Origin of the sequence: Nocardia vaccinii NBRC 15922 (assembly GCF_001613305.1) — a bacterium.
Taxonomy (GTDB): Bacteria; Actinomycetota; Actinomycetes; order Mycobacteriales; family Mycobacteriaceae; genus Nocardia; species Nocardia vaccinii.
Genome location: NZ_BDCC01000009.1, coordinates 393,655 through 415,069 on the forward strand (window position 1 = coordinate 393,655; position 21,415 = coordinate 415,069).

At 68.2% G+C, this 21,415-nt stretch carries 12 protein-coding genes and 1 pseudogene (1 of these 13 cut by a window edge); 4 read left to right on the plus strand and 9 right to left on the minus strand.

The window, feature by feature from the left end; genetic code table 11:
* Both NV1_RS06290 and cobM read right to left on the minus strand, forming a co-directional pair.
* A protein-coding gene (locus tag NV1_RS06290; protein WP_067886379.1) for a non-ribosomal peptide synthetase crosses the window boundary here: on the minus strand, positions 1-11,348 show its start. It extends 39,085 nt beyond the left edge of the window; the window shows 11,348 of its 50,433 coding nt (coding positions 1-11,348); it begins with the start codon at positions 11,346-11,348; its stop codon lies beyond the left edge, outside the window.
* 409 nt (positions 11,349-11,757) lie between these two features.
* The gene (gene cobM / locus NV1_RS06295) at positions 11,758-12,564 is read right to left on the minus strand and encodes a precorrin-4 C(11)-methyltransferase (RefSeq protein ID WP_067886381.1); all 807 of its coding nucleotides are present in this window, start codon (positions 12,562-12,564) and stop codon (positions 11,758-11,760) included.
* A 259-nt stretch (positions 12,565-12,823) separates the two neighbouring features.
* Here cobM and NV1_RS46715 point away from each other — a divergent pair.
* A pseudogene (locus NV1_RS46715) lies at positions 12,824-13,027 on the plus strand (Rpn family recombination-promoting nuclease/putative transposase); the annotation flags it as partial.
* A 145-nt stretch (positions 13,028-13,172) separates the two neighbouring features.
* Positions 13,173-13,382 (plus strand): DUF4351 domain-containing protein, encoded by a 210-nt coding sequence (locus tag NV1_RS45530; protein ID WP_067886385.1) that lies wholly within the window; start codon positions 13,173-13,175, stop codon positions 13,380-13,382.
* A 104-nt stretch (positions 13,383-13,486) separates the two neighbouring features.
* On the opposite strand, the gene NV1_RS06310 is transcribed toward NV1_RS45530, so the two are convergent.
* The 5 genes from NV1_RS06310 to NV1_RS06330 all read right to left on the minus strand — a co-directional run bounded on the left by NV1_RS06310 (position 13,487) and on the right by NV1_RS06330 (position 16,585).
* A complete protein-coding gene (locus tag NV1_RS06310; protein ID WP_067886387.1) occupies positions 13,487-13,798 on the minus strand; it encodes a DUF202 domain-containing protein in 312 nt (103 codons plus the stop codon).
* Positions 13,799-13,814: 16 nt separating this feature from the next.
* Positions 13,815-14,156 carry a YidH family protein gene (locus NV1_RS06315; protein WP_067886389.1) on the minus strand — a complete coding sequence of 114 codons (342 nt, stop codon included), beginning with the start codon at positions 14,154-14,156 and terminating at the stop codon, positions 13,815-13,817.
* Between the two features lie 159 nt (positions 14,157-14,315).
* Entirely contained in the window at positions 14,316-14,744 is a 429-nt protein-coding gene (locus NV1_RS06320) for a PPOX class F420-dependent oxidoreductase (RefSeq protein ID WP_218026923.1), read from the minus strand.
* A gap of 54 nt (positions 14,745-14,798) precedes the next feature.
* Positions 14,799-15,437 (minus strand): LuxR C-terminal-related transcriptional regulator, encoded by a 639-nt coding sequence (locus NV1_RS06325; RefSeq protein WP_067886390.1) that lies wholly within the window; start codon positions 15,435-15,437, stop codon positions 14,799-14,801.
* Positions 15,437-16,585: a sensor histidine kinase gene (locus NV1_RS06330; protein ID WP_067886391.1), complete on the minus strand. Its 1,149-nt coding sequence runs from the start codon at positions 16,583-16,585 to the stop codon at positions 15,437-15,439. The genes NV1_RS06325 and NV1_RS06330 overlap by 1 nt, the downstream gene beginning before the upstream one ends.
* Before the next feature lie 130 nt (positions 16,586-16,715).
* Between NV1_RS06330 and NV1_RS06335 the strand changes: the two genes are divergently transcribed.
* Together NV1_RS06335 and NV1_RS06340 are read left to right on the plus strand one after the other, a co-directional pair.
* Positions 16,716-17,762, plus strand: coding sequence for an ABC transporter permease (locus tag NV1_RS06335; protein ID WP_067886392.1), 1,047 nt, complete (start codon positions 16,716-16,718; stop codon positions 17,760-17,762).
* A 16-nt stretch (positions 17,763-17,778) separates the two neighbouring features.
* A complete protein-coding gene (locus tag NV1_RS06340) occupies positions 17,779-18,501 on the plus strand; it encodes an ABC transporter ATP-binding protein (RefSeq protein WP_067886393.1) in 723 nt (240 codons plus the stop codon).
* A gap of 207 nt (positions 18,502-18,708) precedes the next feature.
* On the opposite strand, the gene NV1_RS06345 is transcribed toward NV1_RS06340, so the two are convergent.
* Positions 18,709-20,652: an acetoacetate--CoA ligase gene (locus tag NV1_RS06345; RefSeq protein WP_067886394.1), complete on the minus strand. Its 1,944-nt coding sequence runs from the start codon at positions 20,650-20,652 to the stop codon at positions 18,709-18,711.
* A gap of 199 nt (positions 20,653-20,851) precedes the next feature.
* Complete coding sequence (locus tag NV1_RS06350; RefSeq protein ID WP_067886395.1) at positions 20,852-21,295, minus strand: SRPBCC family protein; 444 nt, start codon at positions 21,293-21,295, stop codon at positions 20,852-20,854.
* Positions 21,296-21,415: the final 120 nt, after the last annotated feature.

Consider the following 21,415-nt stretch of genomic DNA (forward strand, 5'->3'; position numbering starts at 1 on the left):
AGATAGGCGCCACCCGCCGCACTCACCGCGTAGATGCCCACCACCAGCTCGATCGAACGCCGCATGCCCAGTGCGACAACGGATTCGGGGCCGACGCCCTGCGTGACGAGCCAGCGCGCCAGCCGCCGGACGCGGTCGGCGAACTCGCCGTAGGACAGAGTCGTCCCCTCGAAGCTGAGCGCGGGCGCGTCCGGAGTGCGCGCGGCCTGGGCCTCGAACAGGGAGATCAGGGTGTCGGCGGCGTCGTCGGAGGTGCTCGGCAGCGCCGCGGCGATCTCGAAATCGGTCTCGTTCCAGCGACGCAGCACCCGGACCCGCTCGGTGGGGTCGAGCAGTTCCAGATCGCCCACCGCCGCGGACGGATCGGCCACGACCGCCTCGAGCACGCGCACGAACCGCGCGCCGAACGTCCGGGCGTACGCGGAGTCGAAAAGGTCTGCGGCATAGACGAGTTCGGCGTCCATCGCGGTGTCCGCGCCCTCGCCGGAAACGGTCTCCGACAACGTCAGCTGCAGGTCGAACTTGGCCATCGGCGCATCGGCGCGCAGCTCGGAGACGGTCAGCCCGGGCAGCTCGAGCACGGTCGGGCCCATGTTCTGGAAGGTCAGCATGACCTGGAACAGCGGGTGCCGGCCCTGCGAACGCGCCGGATCGACGACCTCGACCAGCCGCTCGAACGGCACGCCCGCGTGCGCGAACGCACCCAGGTCCCGTTCGCGCACATCGGCCAGCAGTTCGGTGAACGCCGCACCGGAATTCACCGGCGTGCGCAGTACCAGCGTGTTGACGACCATGCCGACCAGGTCGTCCAGGGCCTGCTCGCCACGACCGGCGACCGGGATGCCGACCGCGATATCGTCGGTGCCGCTCAGGCGGGCCAGCAGCGCCGCGAACGCGCTGTGCACCACCATGAACAGCGTGCTGCCGTGCGCACGCGCCACCTCGTTGAGCGCGTCGACCAGATAGCCGGGCACCTGGAACCGGTGCGTCCCGGCCGCGTACGACGCGATCGGCGGACGCGGGCGGGTGGACAGCCGCAGTTCCTCGGGCAGTCCGGCCAGCGTGGTGCGCCAGTAGTCGAGCTGAGTGGAGACCACCGAGCGCGGATCGTCCTCCGAACCGAGCTGATCGCGTTGCCACAGTGCGTAATCCACGTACTGGATCGGCAGCGGCGCCCACTCCGGCGCGTGGCCCGCACCGCGCGCGACATAAGCGATCATCAGATCGCGCACCAGCGGCCGCATCGAGAAACCGTCCGCGGCGATGTGATGCGCGACGACGGCGAGCACGTGATCGGTCGGACCGTTGCGGAACAGGCGCAGCCGCACCGGCGGCTCGGCCGTGACGTCGAAGCCGCGGCCGGCGAATTCGGTGAGCGCGGCGTGCAGTTCACCGGCGTCGATCACATCGACCAGATCGATGCCCGGCAGCGCCTGGGCCGCGGGCAGCACCTGCTGATAGCCGACGCCCTCGTGCGAGGGATACACGGTGCGCAGCGACTCGTGCCGGGCGACGATATCGCCCACCGCACCGCGCAGCGCGGCCAGATCGAGCTCGCCGCGCAGCTGCACCGCCACCGCGATGTTGTTGGCCGCCGAATCGGTGTCGAACCGGTTCAGGAACCACATCCGCTGCTGGGCCGGCGACAGCGGCGGACGTTCCGGCCGCGGCCGCGCGGTGAGGGCCCGGCGCTCACCGGACCCGGTCTGCGTGCTGACTCGCGCGGCCAGCCCGGCCACGGTCGGCGCCTCGAACAGCGTCCGCACCCCGACCTGCGCGTCCAGCGCGGCGCTCAGGCGCGCGGTCACCTGGGTGGCGATCAGCGAGTTGCCGCCCAGGGCGAAGAAATCGTCGTCCACACCGATCCGCTCGGCGCCCAGCAATTCGACGAAGATGCCCGCGACCAGCTCCTCGAGCGGTGTCGAGGGGGCACGGAATTCACGTGTGCTCAGCTCGGGGGCGGGCAGGGCGCGGCGATCGAGCTTGCCGACCGGGGTCAGCGGGATCTCGTCCAGCACCATGATCGCGGTGGGGACCATATAACCCGGCAGCCGGTCCGCGACATGGTTCGAGACCGCGGCCACGTCGACCGCGCGCCCCGGCACCGCGCGCACATAGGACACCAGCACGGTCGAGCCGTTCTCCACGGTGTGGCCCAGGGTGACCGCGAAATCGACGTCCGGATGGGTGGTCAGCGTGGCATCGATCTCGCCGAGTTCGATGCGGAAACCGCGGATCTTCACCTGGAAGTCGTTGCGGCCCACGTATTCCACGACCGGGGCGGCGTCGCGACCGGTGCGCCGCCAGCGCACCACGTCACCGGTGCGGTACAACCGCGCTCCACCAGCGCCCCCAGCCCCGCCCTCGCCGCCGTACGGGTCGGCCACGAAACGCGCCGCGGTCAGCTCGCTGCGCGCGAAATAGCCTCGGGCCAACTGGATTCCGCCGACGTACAACTCACCCGCGACGCCCTCGGGCACCGGATGCAGGCGGCTGTCCAGCACCAGGGCACGCATACCCCGGACCGGACCACCGATGGTGACCGGATCGCCCGGCCGCAGCCGCGCGCTGATATTGGTGGCCACGGTCGCCTCGGTCGGACCGTAGGCGTTGTGGAACCGCCGGTCGGTGCCCGAACCACTCGGCGCGGCAGACCATTTGGCGACCAGATCGGCCGAGACGGCCTCACCGCCGGCGATGATGACCGACATGCCGGCCAGGGCGGCCGGATCCAGCGACGCCAGCACCGACGGCGTGATCAGCCCGACCGTGACGCGCTCACGCGCGATCAGCTCGCCGAGTTCCTCACCGCCGTAGGTGCCCGGCGGCACGACCACCAGGGCGCCGGCCGACCCCACGGCCAGCAGCATTTCGAGCACGGACGCGTCGAAGGAGGGCGAGGCGAAGGCCAGCGCCCGCGAATCACGGTCCAGGCCATAGCGTTCCACCTGCAAAGCGCTGAAGTTCGCCAAGCCCGCGTGGGTGACCACGACGCCCTTGGGCAGACCGGTGGAGCCGGAGGTGTAGATGACGTAGGCGATGTTCCGCGACCGCAGCGGGCCGCGGCGGTCGGCATCGGTGACCGGCGCGGGCGAGGCGGCCTCGGCAGCGGCGCTCAGCTCCGGATCGTCGAGTGCGAGCCAGCCCGCACCCGCCATCGACGGCAGTGCTTCGATCTCGTCGAGCAGCGTGATACCCAGCTGCGCACCGGAATCGAAGATCATGTGCGCGATGCGGTCGGCCGGGTAGGCCGGGTCGACCGGCAGGTACGCCGCGCCCGTGCGGGTCACCGCCCAGATCGCGAGAACCGATTCGATGGACCGTGGAACCGCCACGGCCACAAGGACTTCGGGGCCCGCGCCACGCGCGATCAGCAGCCGCGCCAGCCGGTTGGCGGCCGCATCCAGCTCGGCATAGGTCAGCGAACGCCCGCGGAAGACGACGGCCTGCCCGTCCGGATTGGCCGCCACCGCGGCGGCCATGATCTCCGGCAGCGTGGCCGGCTCGATCGCGTCATCGCCACGGCGGGTGAGCAATTCGGCGCGCTCGGCCTCGGCCAGGATCTCCAGATCCCCCACCGCCAGCTCGGGGCGCACGGTGATCTGTTCGAGCAGGCGCATGAAACGTTCGGCGAACACCGCGATGGTCGGCTCGTCGAAAAGGTCCCGGGCGAAGGAGAACTCACCCAGCATTCCGGCGTTGTCGGCACCGGTCTCGCGCAACGTCAGCGCCAGATCGAATTTCGCGGTCTCCACATCGAAATCGACTGTGGTGACCCGCAATCCGGGCAGCTCGAAATTGCGCTCGGGCAGATTCTCGAACGACAGCGCGACCTGGAACAGTGGGTGGCGTGCCTGCGAGCGGGCCGGGTTGAGCACCTCGACCAGCCGCTCGAACGGCACATCGGCGTGAGCGAACGCCTGCAGGTCGGTATTGCGCGAGCGGCCGAGCAGATCCGCGAAGCTCGCGGTATCGCGCACCTCGGTCCGCAACACCAGCGTATTGACGAACATGCCGATCAGATCGTCCAGCGCCGCCTCGCCACGACCGGCCACCGGCGTGCCGATGGCGATATCCGTGGTTCCGGACAGCCGCGCCAGCAGCACGGCCAGCGCGCTGTGCATCACCATGAACAGCGACGCGTTGTGCCGACGACCCAATTCCACCAGTCGGGACTGGATTTCGGGCGAGATGACGAAGGTGTGCGTACCGCCGCGATAGGTGGCCACGGCCGGACGCGGCCGGTCCGAGGGCAGCATCAGCTCGTCGGGCAGATCGGCCAGCTCGCGGGTCCAGTAGCGAATCTGGTTGGAGATCAACGAGTTCTGATCGTCCTCCGAGCCGAGCACCTCGCGCTGCCACAGTGCGTAGTCGGCGTACTGCACGGGCAGATGCGCCCAGGCCGGAGGCTCCCAGGTGGTGCGCGCGGCGTAGGCGACCATCACGTCGCGGGCCAGCGGCCCCATCGACCAGCCGTCGGCGGAAATGTGGTGCACCACCATACCGAGCACGTACTCGGTCTCGCTGATCTCGAAAAGCCTTGCGTGCAAGGGCACTTCGTTGGTCACATCGAACGCCATCGAGGCCAGCTCGATCAGGTGCTCGATGATATTGGTCTCGGTCACCGGGATCGGGGTCAGATCGGGCACGATCTGGGCCGCGTCCAGCACCACCTGCACCGGTGCGCTGCCGGTCTCGGGGAACACCGTGCGCAGCGATTCGTGCCGGTCGATCACGTCGATGACCGCGACCTGCAGCGCCGCCACATCCAGTTCACCGGACAGCCGGATGGCGACCGGGATGTTGTTCACCGAGGACGCGGTGTCGTAGCGGTTCAGGAACCACATCCGTTGCTGTGCCAGCGACAGCGGCACCTGCTCGGGACGCTCGCGGGCGACCAGCGCCTCGCGGCCGCCGTCGCCGACGTGGGATTCGATCCGGGCCGCGAGGGCGGTCACCGTGCTCGCGTCGAACAGCATGCGCACCGGAACCCGGGTGTCCAGCGCGATGCCCAGGCGGGAGGCGACCTGCGTGGCGATCAGCGAGTTGCCGCCCAGATCGAAGAAGTCGTCGTCGACGCCGACCCGGGCCAGGCCGAGCACCTCGCCGAAGGTCTGCGCGACGATCTCCTCGATCGGCGTTGTGGGAGCACGGAATTCACGTAGCTCGAACACCGGCGCGGGCAGCGCCCGGCGTTCCAGTTTGCCCGAGGCGTTCAGCGGCAGCGCATCCAGCACCACCAGCGCCGAGGGGACCATGTATCCGGGCAGCGCCTCGGTCAGCTCGGCGCGCACGGCGTCGGTATCGACCTCGTGATCGAGTGCGGCGACCAGATAGCCGACGAGCTGATCACCCAGATGGCCGTCCGAACGCACCACCGCGACGGCCTGCGCGACCACGTCGATGGCCGTCAGCGCGGATTCGACCTCACCGAGTTCGATCCGCAGACCGCGCAACTTCACCTGGAAGTCGGTGCGGCCCAGGTACTCCAGCTCACCCGCGAGGGTCCACTTGACCAGGTCGCCGGTGCGGTACATGCGCTCACCGGCCGTGCCGCCCGCGAACGGGTCGGCAACGAAGCGATCCACGGTCAGATCGGGCCGGGCCACGTACGCGCGCGCCAGCTGCGCGCCCGCGAGATACAGCTCGCCCGCGACACCCACCGGAACCGGCCGCAGCCGCGAATCCAGAACGTAGACAGCGGTATTGAACACCGGACGACCGATCGGCACCGACACCGTGTCGAGCTCGTTCACCTCGTGATAGGTGACGTCGACCGCGGCCTCGGTCGGGCCGTACAGGTTGTGCAGGCGCGCGCCGGTCAGCTCGATCAGCCGCTGCGCGGTCACCGCGGGCAGCGCCTCACCGGAGGCGAACACCCGCCGCAGGCCGAGTCCGGCGAGTTCCTCGGCCGAGGCCGCGCCGATCTCGGTCACGAACATCGCGAGCATCGACGGCACGAAATGCGCCGTGCTGACCTGTTCACCGGTGATCAACCGCATCAGATAGGCCGGATCGCGGTGCCCGTCGGGCTTGGCGACCACCAGCCGGGCGCCGACCTGCAAGGGCCAGAAGAACTCCCACACCGACACGTCGAAGGTGGCCGGGGTCTTCTGCACGACGACATCGGTGCCGTCCAGCTGGTATTCCTGCTGCATCCACAGCAGTCGGTTCACGATCGCCCCGTGCGGCACCGCCACACCCTTCGGACGACCGGTCGAACCGGAGGTGAAGATCACGTACGCGGTATTCGCCGGGCGCAGCGGGGCGAGCCGATCGGCGTCGGTCAGCGGCGCGTCGGAGTAGTCCGACAGGTCGAGCCGGTCGATCTCCAGCACCGCGATATCGGTGCCGGTCTCGAACTCGTCCTCGACGGTACTCAGCACACACACCGGACGCGCGGTGCCCAGCACGTAGCGGGTGCGCTCGGCCGGATGATCCGGGTCCAGCGGGACGTACGCGCCACCGGCCACGGTCACCGCGTACATGCCGACGACCAGGTCGAGCGAACGCCGCATCCCCAGCGCCACGAGCGAATCCGGGCCGACGCCCAGATCGGTCAGATGCCGGGCCAGGCGATGCACCCGCGCGGCGAACTCGCCGTAGGTCAGTGTCGTCCGCTCGAAGGTCAGCGCCGGGGCATCGGGGGTGCGTTCGGCCTGCCGGGCGAACAGCGAGGCCAGCGTCTCGGCGTCCGGCACGGGGCTGGCGGTGGCGTTGCGGTCGCGCAGGACCAGGGTGCGCTCGGCGTTGTCGAGTAGCTCGATATCCCCGACCGGGCGGGCGGGATCGGAGACGACCGCGTGCAGCGTCCGCAGGAAGCGATCACCGAATGCGGCGACCGTGGTGGCGTCGAACAGATCGGTGGCGTAGGAGATCACCGCGGATACCCCGGCCGGCGAGCCGTCCGCGCCGCGCTGCTCGGTCAGGGTCCACTGCAGATCGAATTTGGCGATGTCGACGTCGAGTTCGTCGGCGGTGACCGTGAGCCCGTCCATCTCCATGGTGGCGTGCGAGAGCTCCTGGAACGAGAGCATCACCTGGAACAGCGGATGCCGCGCCTGCGAGCGGGCCGGGTTGAGCACCTCGACCAGCCGCTCGAACGGGACGTCGGCGTGCGCGAATCCGGCGAGATCGGTTTCCCGCGTGCGCGAGAGCAGTTCGGTGAACGTCTCGCCGCCGTCGATCTGCGAGCGCAGTACCAGGGTGTTGACGAACATGCCGATCAGATCGTCCAGCGCCTGCTCGCCACGACCCGCGATCGGGGTGCCGATCGCGATGTCCTCGGTGCCCGACATCCGCGCCAGCAACACCGCCAATGCGCCGTGCAGCACCATGAACAGCGAAACACCCTGTGCCCGAGCCAATCTCGACAACAGAATGTGCAGGTCCGGATCGATCTCGAAGGTGACCCGGCTGCCGTGGAAGCTCTGCACCGGCGGGCGCGGGCGATCGGTCGGCAGGTCGAGCTGATCGGGCAGACCGGCCAAAGCGCCCTGCCAGTAAGCGATTTCGCGGGCGGCCATCGAGTCCGGGTCGTCCTCGGAGCCGAGTACCTCGCGCTGCCACACGCTGAAGTCGGTGTACTGCACCGGAAGCGGGGCCCACGCCGGCGGCTCGCCCGCCGCGCGCGCCAGATAGGCGGCGGTCACATCGCGCGCCAGCGGGCCGAACGAGAAACCGTCCGCGGCGATGTGATGCACCACGAAGGCCATCGCGTAATCGGCGCCGGGCGCGCTGGATCCGCCCGAGACCTTGTAGACCCGCACCCGGATCGGCAGCTCGCGCGTCACGTCGAAGCCGGTGGAGGCGAAATCGGCCAGAGCGGCGGCCAACCGGGCCTCCGCGATCGGCAGCACCGCGATGCCGAGATCGATCTCCTCGACGGGCAGCACCTGCTGGTAGCCGCCGCCGTCGGGGGATTCGGGGAACAGCGTGCGCAGCGACTGCTGCCGCGTCATCACATCCAGCAGCGCCGCGGTCAGCGCGTCGATGTCGACCGCGCCGCGCAACCGCACCACGAACGGCAGGTTGTAGGTCGGAACGGTCGGGTCGAACTGGTTGATGAACCACATCCGCTGCTGGGCCAGCGACAGCGGCACCGGCTCACCGTTCTCGCCGGTGTGCTGGGCGACCAGCGGCGGCCTGGAAATCTGTGCGGGCGTGGCGGATTCGGCACGCGCGGCGATAGCCGCCACGGTGGGCGTCTCGAACAGCGCCCGCACCCCGAGGGTGATGCCGAAGGCGGCGGAGATGCGCGAGACAACCTGGGTGGCGACCAGCGAGTTGCCACCGAGATCGAAGAAGTCGTCGTCGATGCCGACCCGGTCCTGGCTCAGCACATCGGCGAAGATCCCCGCGACGATCTCCTCGGCCTGGGTGCGCGGGGCCCGGTATCCGGCCGCGTCGACGCTGAAGACCGGTTCGGGCAACGCTTTTCGATCCAACTTGCCGGAGGTGTTGAGCGGGAGGGCGTCCAGCACCATGATCGCCGCGGGCACCATGTAGGCAGGCAGCTGCTCGGCGGCGAATCTGCTCAGCTCCACCGGATCGATCGAAAGTCCCCGCGCGGCAACGACATAGGCGACGAGTTGCTGACCGGTGGCGGTATCGACCACCAGCACGACGGCCTGGCTCACCGCGGGATGCGCGAGCAGATCGGTCTCGATCTCACCGAGCTCGATGCGCTGACCGCGGAACTTCACCTGGAAGTCGGTGCGGCCGATGTACTCCAGCTCACCGGCTGCGTTCCAGCGGACCAGGTCACCGGTGCGGTACATGCGCTCACCGGGCAGGCCGTGAGGATTCGCGACGAACCGGTCCGAGGTCAGGTCGGCCCGGCCGCGATACCCGCGCGCCAGCTGCCGACCACCCAGGTACAACTCGCCGGGCGCATCGATCGCGACCGGACGCAGCCGCGAATCCAGCACGTACACTTCGACATTCCACTCGGGCACACCGATCGGCACGACCGTGGCGTCGGTGTCGGCGGCAGTCCGGTGGGTCACCGAGACCGCGGCCTCGGTGGGACCGTAGAGGTTGTGCAGACCGGCGTCGCTGATCGCCCGGAAACCCGCCGCGGTCTCCGGCGGCAGGGCCTCGCCGATGACGAAAACCGCACGCAGCGTGGCACAGTCCGCGCGGGAAGCGGAGGTGACGAACACGCTCAGCATGGATGGCACGAAGTCGGTGACCGTGACCCCGTGGCGGCGGATCATCTCCGCGACGTATACCGGGTCGCGGTGGCCGTCCGGTGTGGCGACGACCAGTTTCGCGCCGGACAGCAGCGGCAGGAAGTAACCCCACAGCGAGACGTCGAAGGTGGTCGCGGTCTTCTGCAGGTAGACGTCCGACGCGGTGAAGCCGTACTGGTCGAGCATCCACAACTGCTGGTTGACGATCGCCCGGTGGGTGACCGCGACGCCCTTGGGGCGACCGGTCGAGCCGGACGTGTAGATGACGTACGCGGTATTCGAATCACGCAGCGGTGCAAGGCGATCCGCATCGGTGATCGGATCGGCCGAGTACTCCGACACGTCCAGGGTGTCGATCGGCATCTGCCGCACCGACTCGGGCAGCCGCACCTCGTCACCCGAGACGGTCAGTACGCAGACCGGTGCCGCGGAGTCCAGGATGTAGGCGGTGCGCTCGGCCGGGTGATCGGGATCGATCGGCACGTACGCGCCACCGGCCTGCAGCACCGCGTGCATGCCGATCACCAGTTCCAGTGAACGCCGCATGCCAAGGGCCACAAGCGATTCCGGGCCGACGCCGTCATCGATCAGGTGCCGGGCGAGCCGGTTGACCCGGGCGGAGAACTCGGCATAGGTGAGCGTATCGCCCTCGAAGTCGAGCGCGACGCTCGAAGGGTTGCGCCGCATCCGGTCGTCCAGCAGTGCCGCGAGCGTGGTCTCGGGAACCTCGTGTGTGGACTCGTTCCATTCGACGAGGGTCCGGTCCAGCTCGACGGCGGTGGTGATCGGCAGCGCCCACACCTGCTGCCCGGCCTCGGCCGCCAGGAACCGGTCGAAGAACTCCAGGAAACGCGAATGATGCTGTTGCGCTTGATCTTCCGAATACAGATTCGGGTTGGTCTCGAAGTCGATGCGAGAGCGCGCGCCGCCCTCGGTCTGATAGAAGTTGACGCCCAGATCCTCGATGGATCCGGTGGAGAGCACATGCAACTGCCCGACCAGCGGGCCCAGTGCCAGCTCGTCCTGGAACAGCATGATGTTGACCCAGGGGCCGAAGAACTCCTTGGTGACCGCGGCCCCCTCGCCCGCGCTGTCCCGCCGGATGTCCTCGTGCCGGTAGCGCTGGTGCCGCAGCGCGCCGGAGACCTCCACGGTCACCGAACGCAGCAGATCCGCGACCGTGGTCTCGTGGCCGACGTGCAGGCGCAGCGGCACGATGTTCGAAGTCACACCGCCCGAGCGGCGCATCAGCGCGGTGGTGCGGGCGGTCACCGGCAGACTCAGGATGACGTCCTCGACGCCGGTCCACTGCGCCAGATAGGCCGCGAATCCCGCGATGAGCAGGGCCGCGGGCGAGGAGTCGTGCCCGTGTACGGCCGCGTCCAGCAGTTCGTTGCGCTCATCGGACAGCGCCTCGGACACCACGCCGTTCAGCGGTGCGGGCGGGGCCGAGCGGCCGGTCAGGCTCGAGCCCTCCTCGAGCCCGGCCACCCGCTGCGCCCAGTGCTCCTTATCGGACTGGAAACGGGTGCTGTCCCGGTAGGCGAATTCGGATTCGGCCAGTGAGCGCAGATCCGCGGCCTTGGCCGGCTCGGGCTCGACGCCGTCGAGATATGCGGTGTACAGCTCGGCGATGCGCTTCTGGTTGGTCATCGCGCCGAAGCCGTCGAGTGCGATGTGGTGGGCGCGGGAGTACCAGAACCAGTGGTCGTCGGCGAGTTGCAGGGCCGCGACCGCGACGAGCCGATCGGTGGTCGGGTTCAGCGGGCGGCTGTACTCCGCGCGCATCCAAGCGTGCGCGGCGGCCTCGGGATCGGCCTCATCGCGCAGGTCGACGTAGGTGACCTTGTCGTAGTCGGCAATGGAATGGTCGATCCACTGCAGGGGCTCGCCGTCGCGCTCGACGATGCGCAGGAAACCCGACCCGAGCTCGCGAGAGGCATTGATGCTGGCCCGCTCGAGCACGTCGACATCCAGATCGCCGTGCAGGTCGACGTACTGGGCGATGGTGATCGGCACCTGCGGGTCCAGATGCTGGGCATACCAGATACCCAACTGCGCCGGCGACAACGGGAAGAGCGCCTCCCCGGAGTCCGGCGCGGCCGCGATCTCGCTGCCAGCTTCGCCGTTCCCGCCGAATTCCCGCCGGTCCAACCCGCAACCTCACTTCCGGAACACCCTGCAGTGCTCCCCAATGGCACACCGACGCGAACGCACATCTGTCCCAGCATGGCGTTCAGCGGTCGGGGCTCACTTCGAATCTCAATCAGACATACGTGTTCAAAGGAGTTATCCGTCGCTCGAGCCGATCTTGTTACATCGACCCGACCACGCTCGCCGGCCACGGCACGGCCCTCCGTCGAACCTCACTGATGAACACCGAACCAATCTACCGTCCGTATCCCGTGTAGGACCAAAAAGGTTCATAGCCAAGAAACATCAGATCAGCTCATAGCGTTTGTCCCCGCGCCGAATCTCGTCGGGAGATGGTAGCGCTCACGATTCCACCCCGCGGCGCTTCGACTCCGGTCGTATGTGACGCGGGCGATAGCCGGCTCCGCTCTCACAACCGCACCTCACCGCCTCTCGCCTCCGTCGCGGCCGATACCCCCGGTGACGACGCTCCGCTCCGCTCGCGGGCGGGGTCGTACAGATGTGATTGCGCGCACTGCGCGCGAGCGCCCACCGCGCCGCCGACCAGAATGACCGCGGCCTGCCGCAGCCCGGCCTCGGCGACTCGATCGGCGATATCGGCGAGGGTGCCGCGCAGCACCAGCTGTTCGGGCTGACTCGCGCGATAGATCACGGCCACCGGACATTCCGCACCGTATTCGGCGGTCAGCTCCGCGGCGATCGGGCCGATCCGGGTGATCGCCAGATGCAGTACCAATGTGGCGCGGGTGCGGGCGAAACCGGCCAGCGCCTCGGAGTCGGGCATGGCGGTCGAGCGCGCCTGTGTCCGGGTGAGCACCACCGATTGCACCAACTCCGGAACGGTCAGCTCGGCCCCGAGCACCGCGGCCGCCGCCGCGTACGCGGGCACCCCCGGCGTGACGTCCCAGGCGATACCGTGCGCGTCCAGGCGGCGAGTCTGCTCGGTGAGCGCGGAGTACAACGACGGGTCCCCCGAGCACAACCGCGCCACATCGCGCCCCGCGGCATCGGCCCGCACACAGTGCTCGATGATCTGATCCAGATCCAACCCCTGGGTATCGACCAGCTGGGCCCCCGCCGAACACTGCGCCAGCACCTCCGGATCGAGATACGTCCCCGCGTACAGACAGACCGGCGACTCCCGGATCAACCGCAGCGCGCGCAGCGTCAGCAGGTCGGCGGCCCCGGGGCCCGCCCCGATGAAATGCACGGTCATGCGGGCGAGTGTAGGCGGACCGCTATACCGGGGTCGACCGGCTACTACCCCGCACAGCCCTGCCGGACGTGCGACGTCACACCTACGCCAACGGCACCGTACCGACGCACCCATTCCCGACGAGATCACTCTGAAACAGACCACCCTCAACGCGCCCATTCGACCAAGCGTCAGAAGAACGAAAACCGCTCCTAGACAATATATTTCGAGCTCTGTCGAAGTTCGCCATCTACCGAATTCCCGGCTACCGTTGCCGCTCATGGGGACCATTCCGTCGAATCCGCACGACGCCTTCTTCCGGCACGTGTTCACCCGCTCCTCCGAGGCCGCGTCCGAGCTACGTGCGGTGCTGCCAGAAGAGACTGTCGCAGCGGTGAATTGGAACACCCTGAGAGTGTGCAAGAACAGTTTCGTCTCCCCCGAACTGCACGACCGCCGCAGCGACATCCTCTTCCGGGCCCGCATCGACGGCCACGACGGCTACATCCACGTCCTGGTCGAGCACCAGAGCAAAGTCGACGAGGTACATAATCAAAGTTGCCGACACCCCCTTCACCCGCATGAAACCCATCATCGACCGACTCGGACCAGCAGCCCAGGAGGCCACCATGACAACCGGCGACATGCTCCGCCTCGAAGGAATCGCCGAAGGACGCACCGAAGAGCGAGCGACTGTAGTACTCGAACTACTCACCACAAAGTTCGGCGACATCTCCGAAACAGTCCGCCATTCAGTCCGCAACGCACCCCTCGCAGACCTCACAACCTGGACCACACGCATCCTCACCGCCGAAACCATCGATGCCATCTTCGCCTGAGTAGGCGGGCTCGGAGGCGATAAGATCGCTCACCCAATTCAGTTGTACGGCAAAGGGTTCTAGCGCGGCATGGGAAATTCTGTCGTAGTCGGTCTGCGAAGCGGCTAGCGTGGGGGAGCGCCCAGGCTGATCAGGAGGGCGACGACGCAGACCACGGTGACCACGGTCGCGGTGAGGGCTACTTCGATGCGGGAACGGCCGTGCTCCCCGTGGCGCAGGGCACGACTGCGCTGAAGGCCCATGACCGCGAGTACGACCAGCATGAGAACGGCGACCAGCGGAGCCGCGGCCGCATGGGTCCAACCGCTGACCACCACATGGTTGAGGAACAGCACGGCGATGGCCATCGAGGCAACGGCGGTGCGGCGCCACGCCAGCGCCGTCCGCTCCCGGGCCATACCGGTGTCGGCGGTCATCGGCCCGTCCACCGCATCATGCGAACAGCACCGCGACAGCCGCCAGCACCGACACCACGGCTATCCCCACCGCCAGCAACGGGACCATGACGGTGCCGGAGAGCGGTTCGCCGCGACGCATCGCGTCCTCCACGTTGCGCCAATGCTGGTAAGCGCCGATGGCCATGATCACCGCCAGCACGATACAACTGGCCGCGATGGCCCGCCGCAATCCGGAACGATGGAACGGCTGCACGAGGGTGTGCACCGCCACACCGCCGGCCAGCAGGCCCAGCGAGGTCCGGATCCAGGCCAGGAAGGTGCGCTCGTTGGCGAGGGTGAATCGATAATCGAGCTGGTCGCCCGGACCGGAGGACATCAGCCGACACCTCCGTGTGACGCGCCGGGCCGGGAACAGCCCGCGAACGTACCCCAGACCACGGTCGTCGCCGACCGACATCGGTCCGTCGAGTTCACAATCACCGCCTGATCTCGGGTCGCGGACACTTCGGTGCCCGTACGGATGATCACCGCGCGGCTACCCGGTCATATCGAAGCCGCCCAGCACCTTGGCCGCGCGGATGCGCACCACCAGCTCACCGGGTACGCCGTTGCGCGCGCCGAACTCCGCGGCCCGCTCCGCGCCCATATAGCGACCCGCGATGGCGGTCGCGGTGCGCAACAACTCGGCCGGATCCTCGGACACCTCGGCCACTCCCTGAACCTGGACATACCCGAACGGCGGTTCCTCGAGGTCTACGCAGAGTGCGAGGCGGGGGTCGCGAGTGATCGCGCGACCCTTGGCGGTGTCCTTACCGGTATTGAAGACCAGTTCCTCGCCCTCGAGGATGAACCAGACCGGGTTGATCACGGGACGGCCGTCGGTGGCGGTGAAGGCGAGCTTTCCGGTGCGGGTGCCGTGGGAGAGGAATTCACGAACCTTCGGATCAGCGAGTGTCATGGCCATGACCACAGCGTAGGGGCGGGTGCCGACCGTGCGCGGCAACCGCGCGAGACGCGCTCAGATCGCGCCGCGCTCACGGGCGCGCGCCACCGCCGAGGTGCGGGACTTCACCCCGAGCTTGGCATAGATGTGCACCAGATGGGATTTCACGGTGGTCTCGCTCAGGAACAGGCTGCGGCCGATCTCCCGGTTGGAATGGCCCTCCGCGACCAACCGCAACACCTCGATCTCCCTGGGGCTCAGCGTCGTATCCGGTTTGCGCACACGGGTCATCAGCCGCGAGGCCACCGACGGCGACAGCACGCTCTCCCCCGCCGCCGCCGCGCGCACCGCGGCCAGCAGATCCCCCGGCGGGGTGTCCTTGAGAATGTATCCGCAGGCACCGGCCTCGATGGCCCCGAGGATGTCGGCGTCGGTGTCGTAGTTGGTGACCACCAGAACATTCGGCGGATCGGGCAGCGCGCGCAGCGCCAGCGTGGCGTCCACACCGGATTTCCCGGGCCCGAACCGCAGATCCATCAGCACCAGATCGACAGGCATTGCGGCACAAGCGGATACGGCCTCCTCGGCGGTCGCCGCCTCCCCGGCCACCTCGACGTCCCGCGCCGCATCGAGCAGAGCGCGCAGCCCGGCCCGGACGATCGCGTGATCGTCGGCGAGCAGCAACCGGATCGGCCCTGCGCCAACGGAATTCATCATGCCGCCGAGGAGGGAAATGAGACGGTGACCGCGGTGTGCCCGGATTCGGACTCCACATCCATACTGCCGCCCTGCTGTTCGACGCGGCTGCGCATCGCGTTCAGACCGAACGTCCCCTGCGCGAAAACCTCCGGGGCGATACCGATTCCGTCATCGACCACGTCCAGGTGCACACCGTCCTCACCGTAGGTGAGCGTGATCCGCATCCGTTGCGCGCGGGCATGACGCACCACATTGGATACCGCGCCCTGCGCGACCCGCACCAGCGCCGCCTCGACGGGCATGGGCAATCGCTCCGGCTCGCCCTCGACCAGGACGTGCGCGTCGAGCCCGGGCGCACTGGCCCGCTGGGCGATTCGCTCGAGCGCATCCGCCAGGGACTGCCCCTCCAGAGCCGCCGGAGTGAGATCGCCGATCAACTGCCGGGTTTCGGCGAGATTGTCCGCGGCGGTCTCGCGCGCAAGCCGAATCTTCTGCAGCGCGGGATGATCCGGCGCGACCCCCTCGGCCGCGTGCAGGAGCATCTGAATGCTGGACAACCCCTGTGCCACCGTGTCGTGAATCTCCTGGGCCAGCCGCTGGCGTTCGGCCAGTTTTCCGGCGGTGCGCTCGCGTTCGGCGAGTGTGGCGCGGGTGGCCAGCAATTCGTCGATGAGCCGCTGACGATCCGCGGCCTCGCGGTACAACGCCCGATACCCGAATCCGATCGCGAGCGCGACGGCCGCGCCCAGTACCGGCCCGATCACCCCGCCCGCGGTCCACCCCTCGTGCAAGGCGAAGCCGACGACCGAGACGACGGTCGCGGCCAGTACCGCGATCAACCCCCAGAACCGCGGCAGCAGATGCAGATACAAGAAGAACAACCCGAAGACGAGATAGATCGCCTCCGGCGCCAACGCCACCAGCCCCAGCCACAACACCGTCAGCGCCCCGAGCCACACCCGCGCCGCTACGGGCCGCGAGCGCAGCACCGCACCGCCGAAATAGATGAGCAGGAACAGCACCGCCAGCACCAGCACCGCGATCCGGTGCTGCCCGCCCGGAACCAGCGCACGCACCATCACATAGACCGTCAACGCCACCATCAGCACATGCAGGGCAGCCTGCAGCGCGGCGAAGACGGGAGTGAGCGGAGAGCGGTGCACCCTGCCAGCTTATGCGGGGTTACATCGACGGCATCCATCGAAAGATGGAATCGGACACCCATCCTCGGCCGGTCGCGGATTCGATCGCACCGCCGATGTACCGAGCCGTGCATCCGGGCACGGTGAAAGCATGTTCGTCGCACTGAGAGATCTGCGGGCCGCGCGCGGCCGGTTCGCGCTCATCACGCTGGTCGTGGTCCTGGTCGCCATCCTCGTCAGCTTCCTGAGCGGGCTCACCTCCGGCCTCGCCCACCAGAACGTCTCCGCCCTGCGCAAGATATCCGGCGATACCGTCGTCTTCGCGGACACCGGGACCGCACCGTCCTTCGACTCCTCCGCGCTGACCGCGGATCAGGTACGCGCCTGGCGGCAGGCCGCACCCGCCGATCCCGTCGGCATCAGCCGCGCCCGGGCCACCCGGGACGGTGGCCCGCCCGTGCAGGTAGCGCTGTTCGGCAGCGAGGGCGCCACATTCGGCAACCGATCGGCAACCTCTACTGGTTCGGTTGTGCTGAGCGCGCCCGCGGCCCGGAATCTGTCCGCGACGGCCGGCGACCACATCATGCTCGGGAATGCGACTTTCGTCGTGGCCGCGGTCGGCGATGACGACTGGTATGCGCACACCCCGGTCGTCTGGACGACGCTCCCCGACTGGCGAGCCCTCACTCCCCACGGCGGCGCCGCGACAATTCTGGTCACCTCGGGCGTGCCCGATGCGAGCGCGGTGAACGCCGCCGCGCACACCGTCACGACCAGCGCCTCGGACTCCTTGCGGGCGATCGGTTCCTACCGGGCGGAGCACAGCTCGCTCACCCTGATGACGATCCTGCTGTACGCGATATCCGCGCTGGTCATCGGGGCCTTCTTCACGGTGTGGACGATTCAGCGAAGCCCCGATATCGCGATATTGAAGGCCCTGGGCGCGACCACCGGCTCCCTCGTCGCCGACGCCCTCGGCCAGGCATTGATCGTATTGCTGACCGGCGTCGGCATCGGCCTGGCCATCACCTCGGCCGCCGGGACAGCGCTCGACACGGCGATGCCGTTCGTCCTCAGCGCCGCAACGACTCTGGCGCCGGGCGCGGCGCTCATCGCGCTGGGCCTGCTCGGTGCGGCTGTCGCCCTGCGCTTCGTGGCCACCGCCGACCCGCTCACCGCCCTCGACCGGACACGCTGAAGCACAGGAGTTCTCGATGACCACACTGACCGTCGACAACGTCACCCTCACCTATCCCGACGGCAGCGAACGTATCACTGCCCTGGATTCGGTGAATCTGCGAGTGGACGGCGGCCGGATCGCCGCCATCACCGGGCCGTCCGGATCGGGCAAGTCCAGCCTGCTGGCGGTGACATCCACCCTCCTGCGCCCGGACTCCGGCCGCATCATCATCGAAACAGGAGGCAGCACAGTCGATCTGACAAAACTGAACCGCCGCGAGGCAGCGACCCTGCGACGCCGGCGGATCGGTATCGTATTCCAGCAACCGAACCTCATCCCTGCCCTCACCGCGGCCGAACAGCTCGAGGTGACCGCCCATCTCGGCGACCGACGCATCGTCGCATACCGGAAGCGCAACGAAATACGTTCCAGAGCAGAGGATCTGCTCAACGCCGTGGGTCTGTCGGGCCACGAACACAAGCGCCCGGCCCAACTGTCCGGCGGCCAACGCCAGCGCATCGATATCGCCCGCGCACTGATGAACGACCCGGCCCTGCTCGTCATCGACGAACCCACCAGCGCCCTGGACTCCGAGCGCGGCGCCGCCGTCATGGACCTCATCCTGCGCATCGTCCGCGACCACGCCGCTGCCACCCTCCTGGTCACCCACGACCGCGCCCACCTGCACCGGATGGATGCCGTATACCGCATGGTCGATGGACAACTCACCGCCGAGAACGCCGAACTCGTTGCGTGACAAACGATCGATGATCGAACATATCGCAGAGCCAACTGCCCGACAGCCGAGTCCGCGCCCCGCCACTCGACCGCGCGACCACGCCCACGAATCCGTGCGGACCGGGTCGAGATCCGCGGTCGAGCACGCGCCCGGGCCTGGCATCCCGATGAGCCGACACGGCCCGCCCCCGACTGCGCTGCACGCAAGGTCGGCGGGCGACAACCACTATTCGGAGGCGCCCGGCATCCGGACCGCCGAGTACCAATCCAGCAGTGCGGGGTTGTCGACGGCGGTGCGTTCCACGACACGATCGGCCTGCGCACCCTGGAACAACTTCTTGATCGGCACCTCGAGTTTCTTGCCGGTGCGGGTGTGCGGAACGCCGGGGGCGAGGATGATGTCGTCCGGCACGTGGCGCGGGGAGACGTCGGTGCGGATCACGGATCTGATCCGGTCACGGAGTTCGTCGGTGAGTTCGGCGCCGGGGGCCAGTACCACGAACAGCGGCATCCAGTAACCGCCGTCGGGTTGTTCGGCGCCGATCACCAGGGCCTCGGCGACCTCCGGCAACGACTCCACGGCCTGATAGATATCGGCCGAGCCCATCCGGATACCGTGCCGATTCAACGTCGAATCCGACCGGCCGTGCACCACGACACTGCGGCGGTCGGTGACGGTGATCCAGTCGCCGTGCCGCCAGACTCCGGGGTACATCTCGAAATAGGCTGCGCGATAACGTGTTCCATCCGCATCGCGCCAGAACCGAATAGGCATCGATGGCATCGGCGCGGTGATCACCAGCTCACCGACCTCGCCGCGCACCGGCTTGCCGGACTCGTCCCAGGCGTCCACCGCCACCCCCAGGAATGGCACCGACAGCTCGCCGGGCCACACCGGAACGTTCGGCGCACCGCCGATGAATGCCGAGACCACATCGGTCCCGCCGCTGATCGAGGACACCTGCACATGATCGCCGACGTTCTCCCCGAGCCACAGCGAGGAGGATTCCGGTAGCGAGGCGCCGGTGATCCCGACCGTGCGCAACGCCGTCAGATCGTGGTCGCGCCTCGGCCGCACCCCCGCCTTGATGCAGGCGAGCACGTAACCGGGACTGGTGCCCAGCACGGTGGTATGCGTGCGAGCGGCGATGTCCCACAGTGCATCCGGCGTCGGATAGGCGGGACTGCCGTCGTAACAGACGATGGTCGCGCCCACCAGCAACCCGGCGACCTGGAAGTTCCACATCATCCAGGATGGGCTGGTGAACCAGAAGAACACGTCATCCGGGCCGATATCCGATTGCAGCGCAGTGGCTTTCAGATGTTCGACCAGTACGCCGCCGTGGCCGTGCACGATCCCCTTGGGCAGGCCGGTGGTGCCCGAGGAGAACAGGATCCACAGCGGATGGTCGAATTCCACTGCCTCGGTCACGATCTCGCCCTCGCCGGGCGCGCTGACCCGCGCCCAGTCCAGCGAATCGGGCACCTCACCGCCCACGCGGGAAACCACGACCGTCGCCCGCAGCCCCGGCAGGCCCGCCCGCAGCGCGGCGATATCCTCGCGCTTGTCGTGGACCTTGCCACCGTACCGATAGCCGTCGGCGGTCACGAGCACCACCGGTTCGAGCTGCCCGAGCCGATCCAGCGCGGCCTTGGCCGAGTAGTCCTGCCCGCACGCGCTCCACACCGCGCCGATCGATGCCGTGGCCAGGAAAGCGATCACCGTCTCGGCGATATCGGGCAGATAGCCGATCACCCGATCGCCGGGCGCGACACCGTGTTCGCGCAGTGTGCGCGCGAATGCCGCTGTCCGACCGAGTAATTCATGCCAGGACACCGCTGTGAGCGGGCCGCCCTCGGTGGCCGATACGATCGCCGGTCGATCGGTGCGCGCCTGCCGCACGACCTGATCGACGTAGTTCACCCGTGTCTTCGGAAACCACTGTGCCCCGGGCATTTCCGGATCGACAAGTACCTGCTCCGGCGCCGGGCCCAAACCGAAATACTCCCACAGCGCACCCCAGAAACCGGGCAGATCGCGGACCGACCACTCCCACAGCGCGTAGTAATCCGCGAATTCGGTTCCCGTGCGGCTGGTCACGAACCGCGTGAAATCGGTGATCCGCGCCTTCGCGACATCACTCTCGTCAGGCACCCACTGCGGCCGCATCGCTCCTCACCTTCCTGCACCGGCAATCCATCGCACGTTCGCCGACCCGCGTTTCACCCCGGCAACCCCGCCTGGCGCACCCACGACCGCTCGTCGCTCCGCGCACCGCGGAACACGCACGACCTGCCGAATCACCGGTCCGTCAACAATACGACCCCGGGACGCGCACACAGCGCAATTCTTCCGCTCATTCGGCACCTCAGTGCCGGCGCAGTTCCTTCTCGGCGGTGACGAGCACACTGCGGATTCCACCGACGACCATCGGAGCCATACTCGCGGTCCACAGGTCGGCGAAAAGCGGGGCCGCGACCTCGAAATGGGCCGTCCAGCGAATCCAGGCGCCGCCCTCGGTCTCCTTGAACTCCAGGCAACCGTCCTGGACCCGCATCGGCGGGTAGGAGCTGAGCAGTTTGTAGCGGATCAAGCGCGGCGGTTCGTATTCGACGATCTCTTCGGTGACCCGGACCAGCGGCGTCACCAGCAACCGCACCGCGCCGACGCCGTGCTCGACCAGATCGCCGGGACGCACCAGCGTCACCCGCCGGATGATCGGCACGCGCTGGAAATTCGTGGCATCGGTGAGCCATTCGAATACATCGGCGAGGGGTGCCCGGATGGTGCGCTCCAGCTTCACCGTGCGCATCGATCAGGACTCCGTTCATCAGGGGTGGAAGATTCGCAGCGCAGCCTACGATGCGTCACCCCCGCCGAGCCAGGGCACCGAGTCGAATCGATGCGCTTTCGAGACCGGTCCGCGACCCGC

Bases quoted from the DNA above. Each gene is read 5' to 3' on its own strand.
- cobM (WP_067886381.1), bottom strand. From the start codon at position 12,564: ATGACCGTGCATTTCATCGGGGCGGGCCCCGGGGCCGCCGACCTGCTG.
- NV1_RS45530 (WP_067886385.1), top strand. From the start codon at position 13,173: ATGACAACCGGCGACATGCTCCGCCTCGAAGGAATCGCCGAAGGACGC.
- NV1_RS06310 (WP_067886387.1), bottom strand. From the start codon at position 13,798: ATGACCGCCGACACCGGTATGGCCCGGGAGCGGACGGCGCTGGCGTGG.
- NV1_RS06315 (WP_067886389.1), bottom strand. From the start codon at position 14,156: ATGTCCTCCGGTCCGGGCGACCAGCTCGATTATCGATTCACCCTCGCC.
- NV1_RS06320 (WP_218026923.1), bottom strand. From the start codon at position 14,744: ATGGCCATGACACTCGCTGATCCGAAGGTTCGTGAATTCCTCTCCCAC.
- NV1_RS06325 (WP_067886390.1), bottom strand. From the start codon at position 15,437: ATGAATTCCGTTGGCGCAGGGCCGATCCGGTTGCTGCTCGCCGACGAT.
- NV1_RS06335 (WP_067886392.1), top strand. From the start codon at position 16,716: ATGTTCGTCGCACTGAGAGATCTGCGGGCCGCGCGCGGCCGGTTCGCG.
- NV1_RS06340 (WP_067886393.1), top strand. From the start codon at position 17,779: ATGACCACACTGACCGTCGACAACGTCACCCTCACCTATCCCGACGGC.
- NV1_RS06345 (WP_067886394.1), bottom strand. From the start codon at position 20,652: ATGCGGCCGCAGTGGGTGCCTGACGAGAGTGATGTCGCGAAGGCGCGG.
- NV1_RS06350 (WP_067886395.1), bottom strand. From the start codon at position 21,295: ATGCGCACGGTGAAGCTGGAGCGCACCATCCGGGCACCCCTCGCCGAT.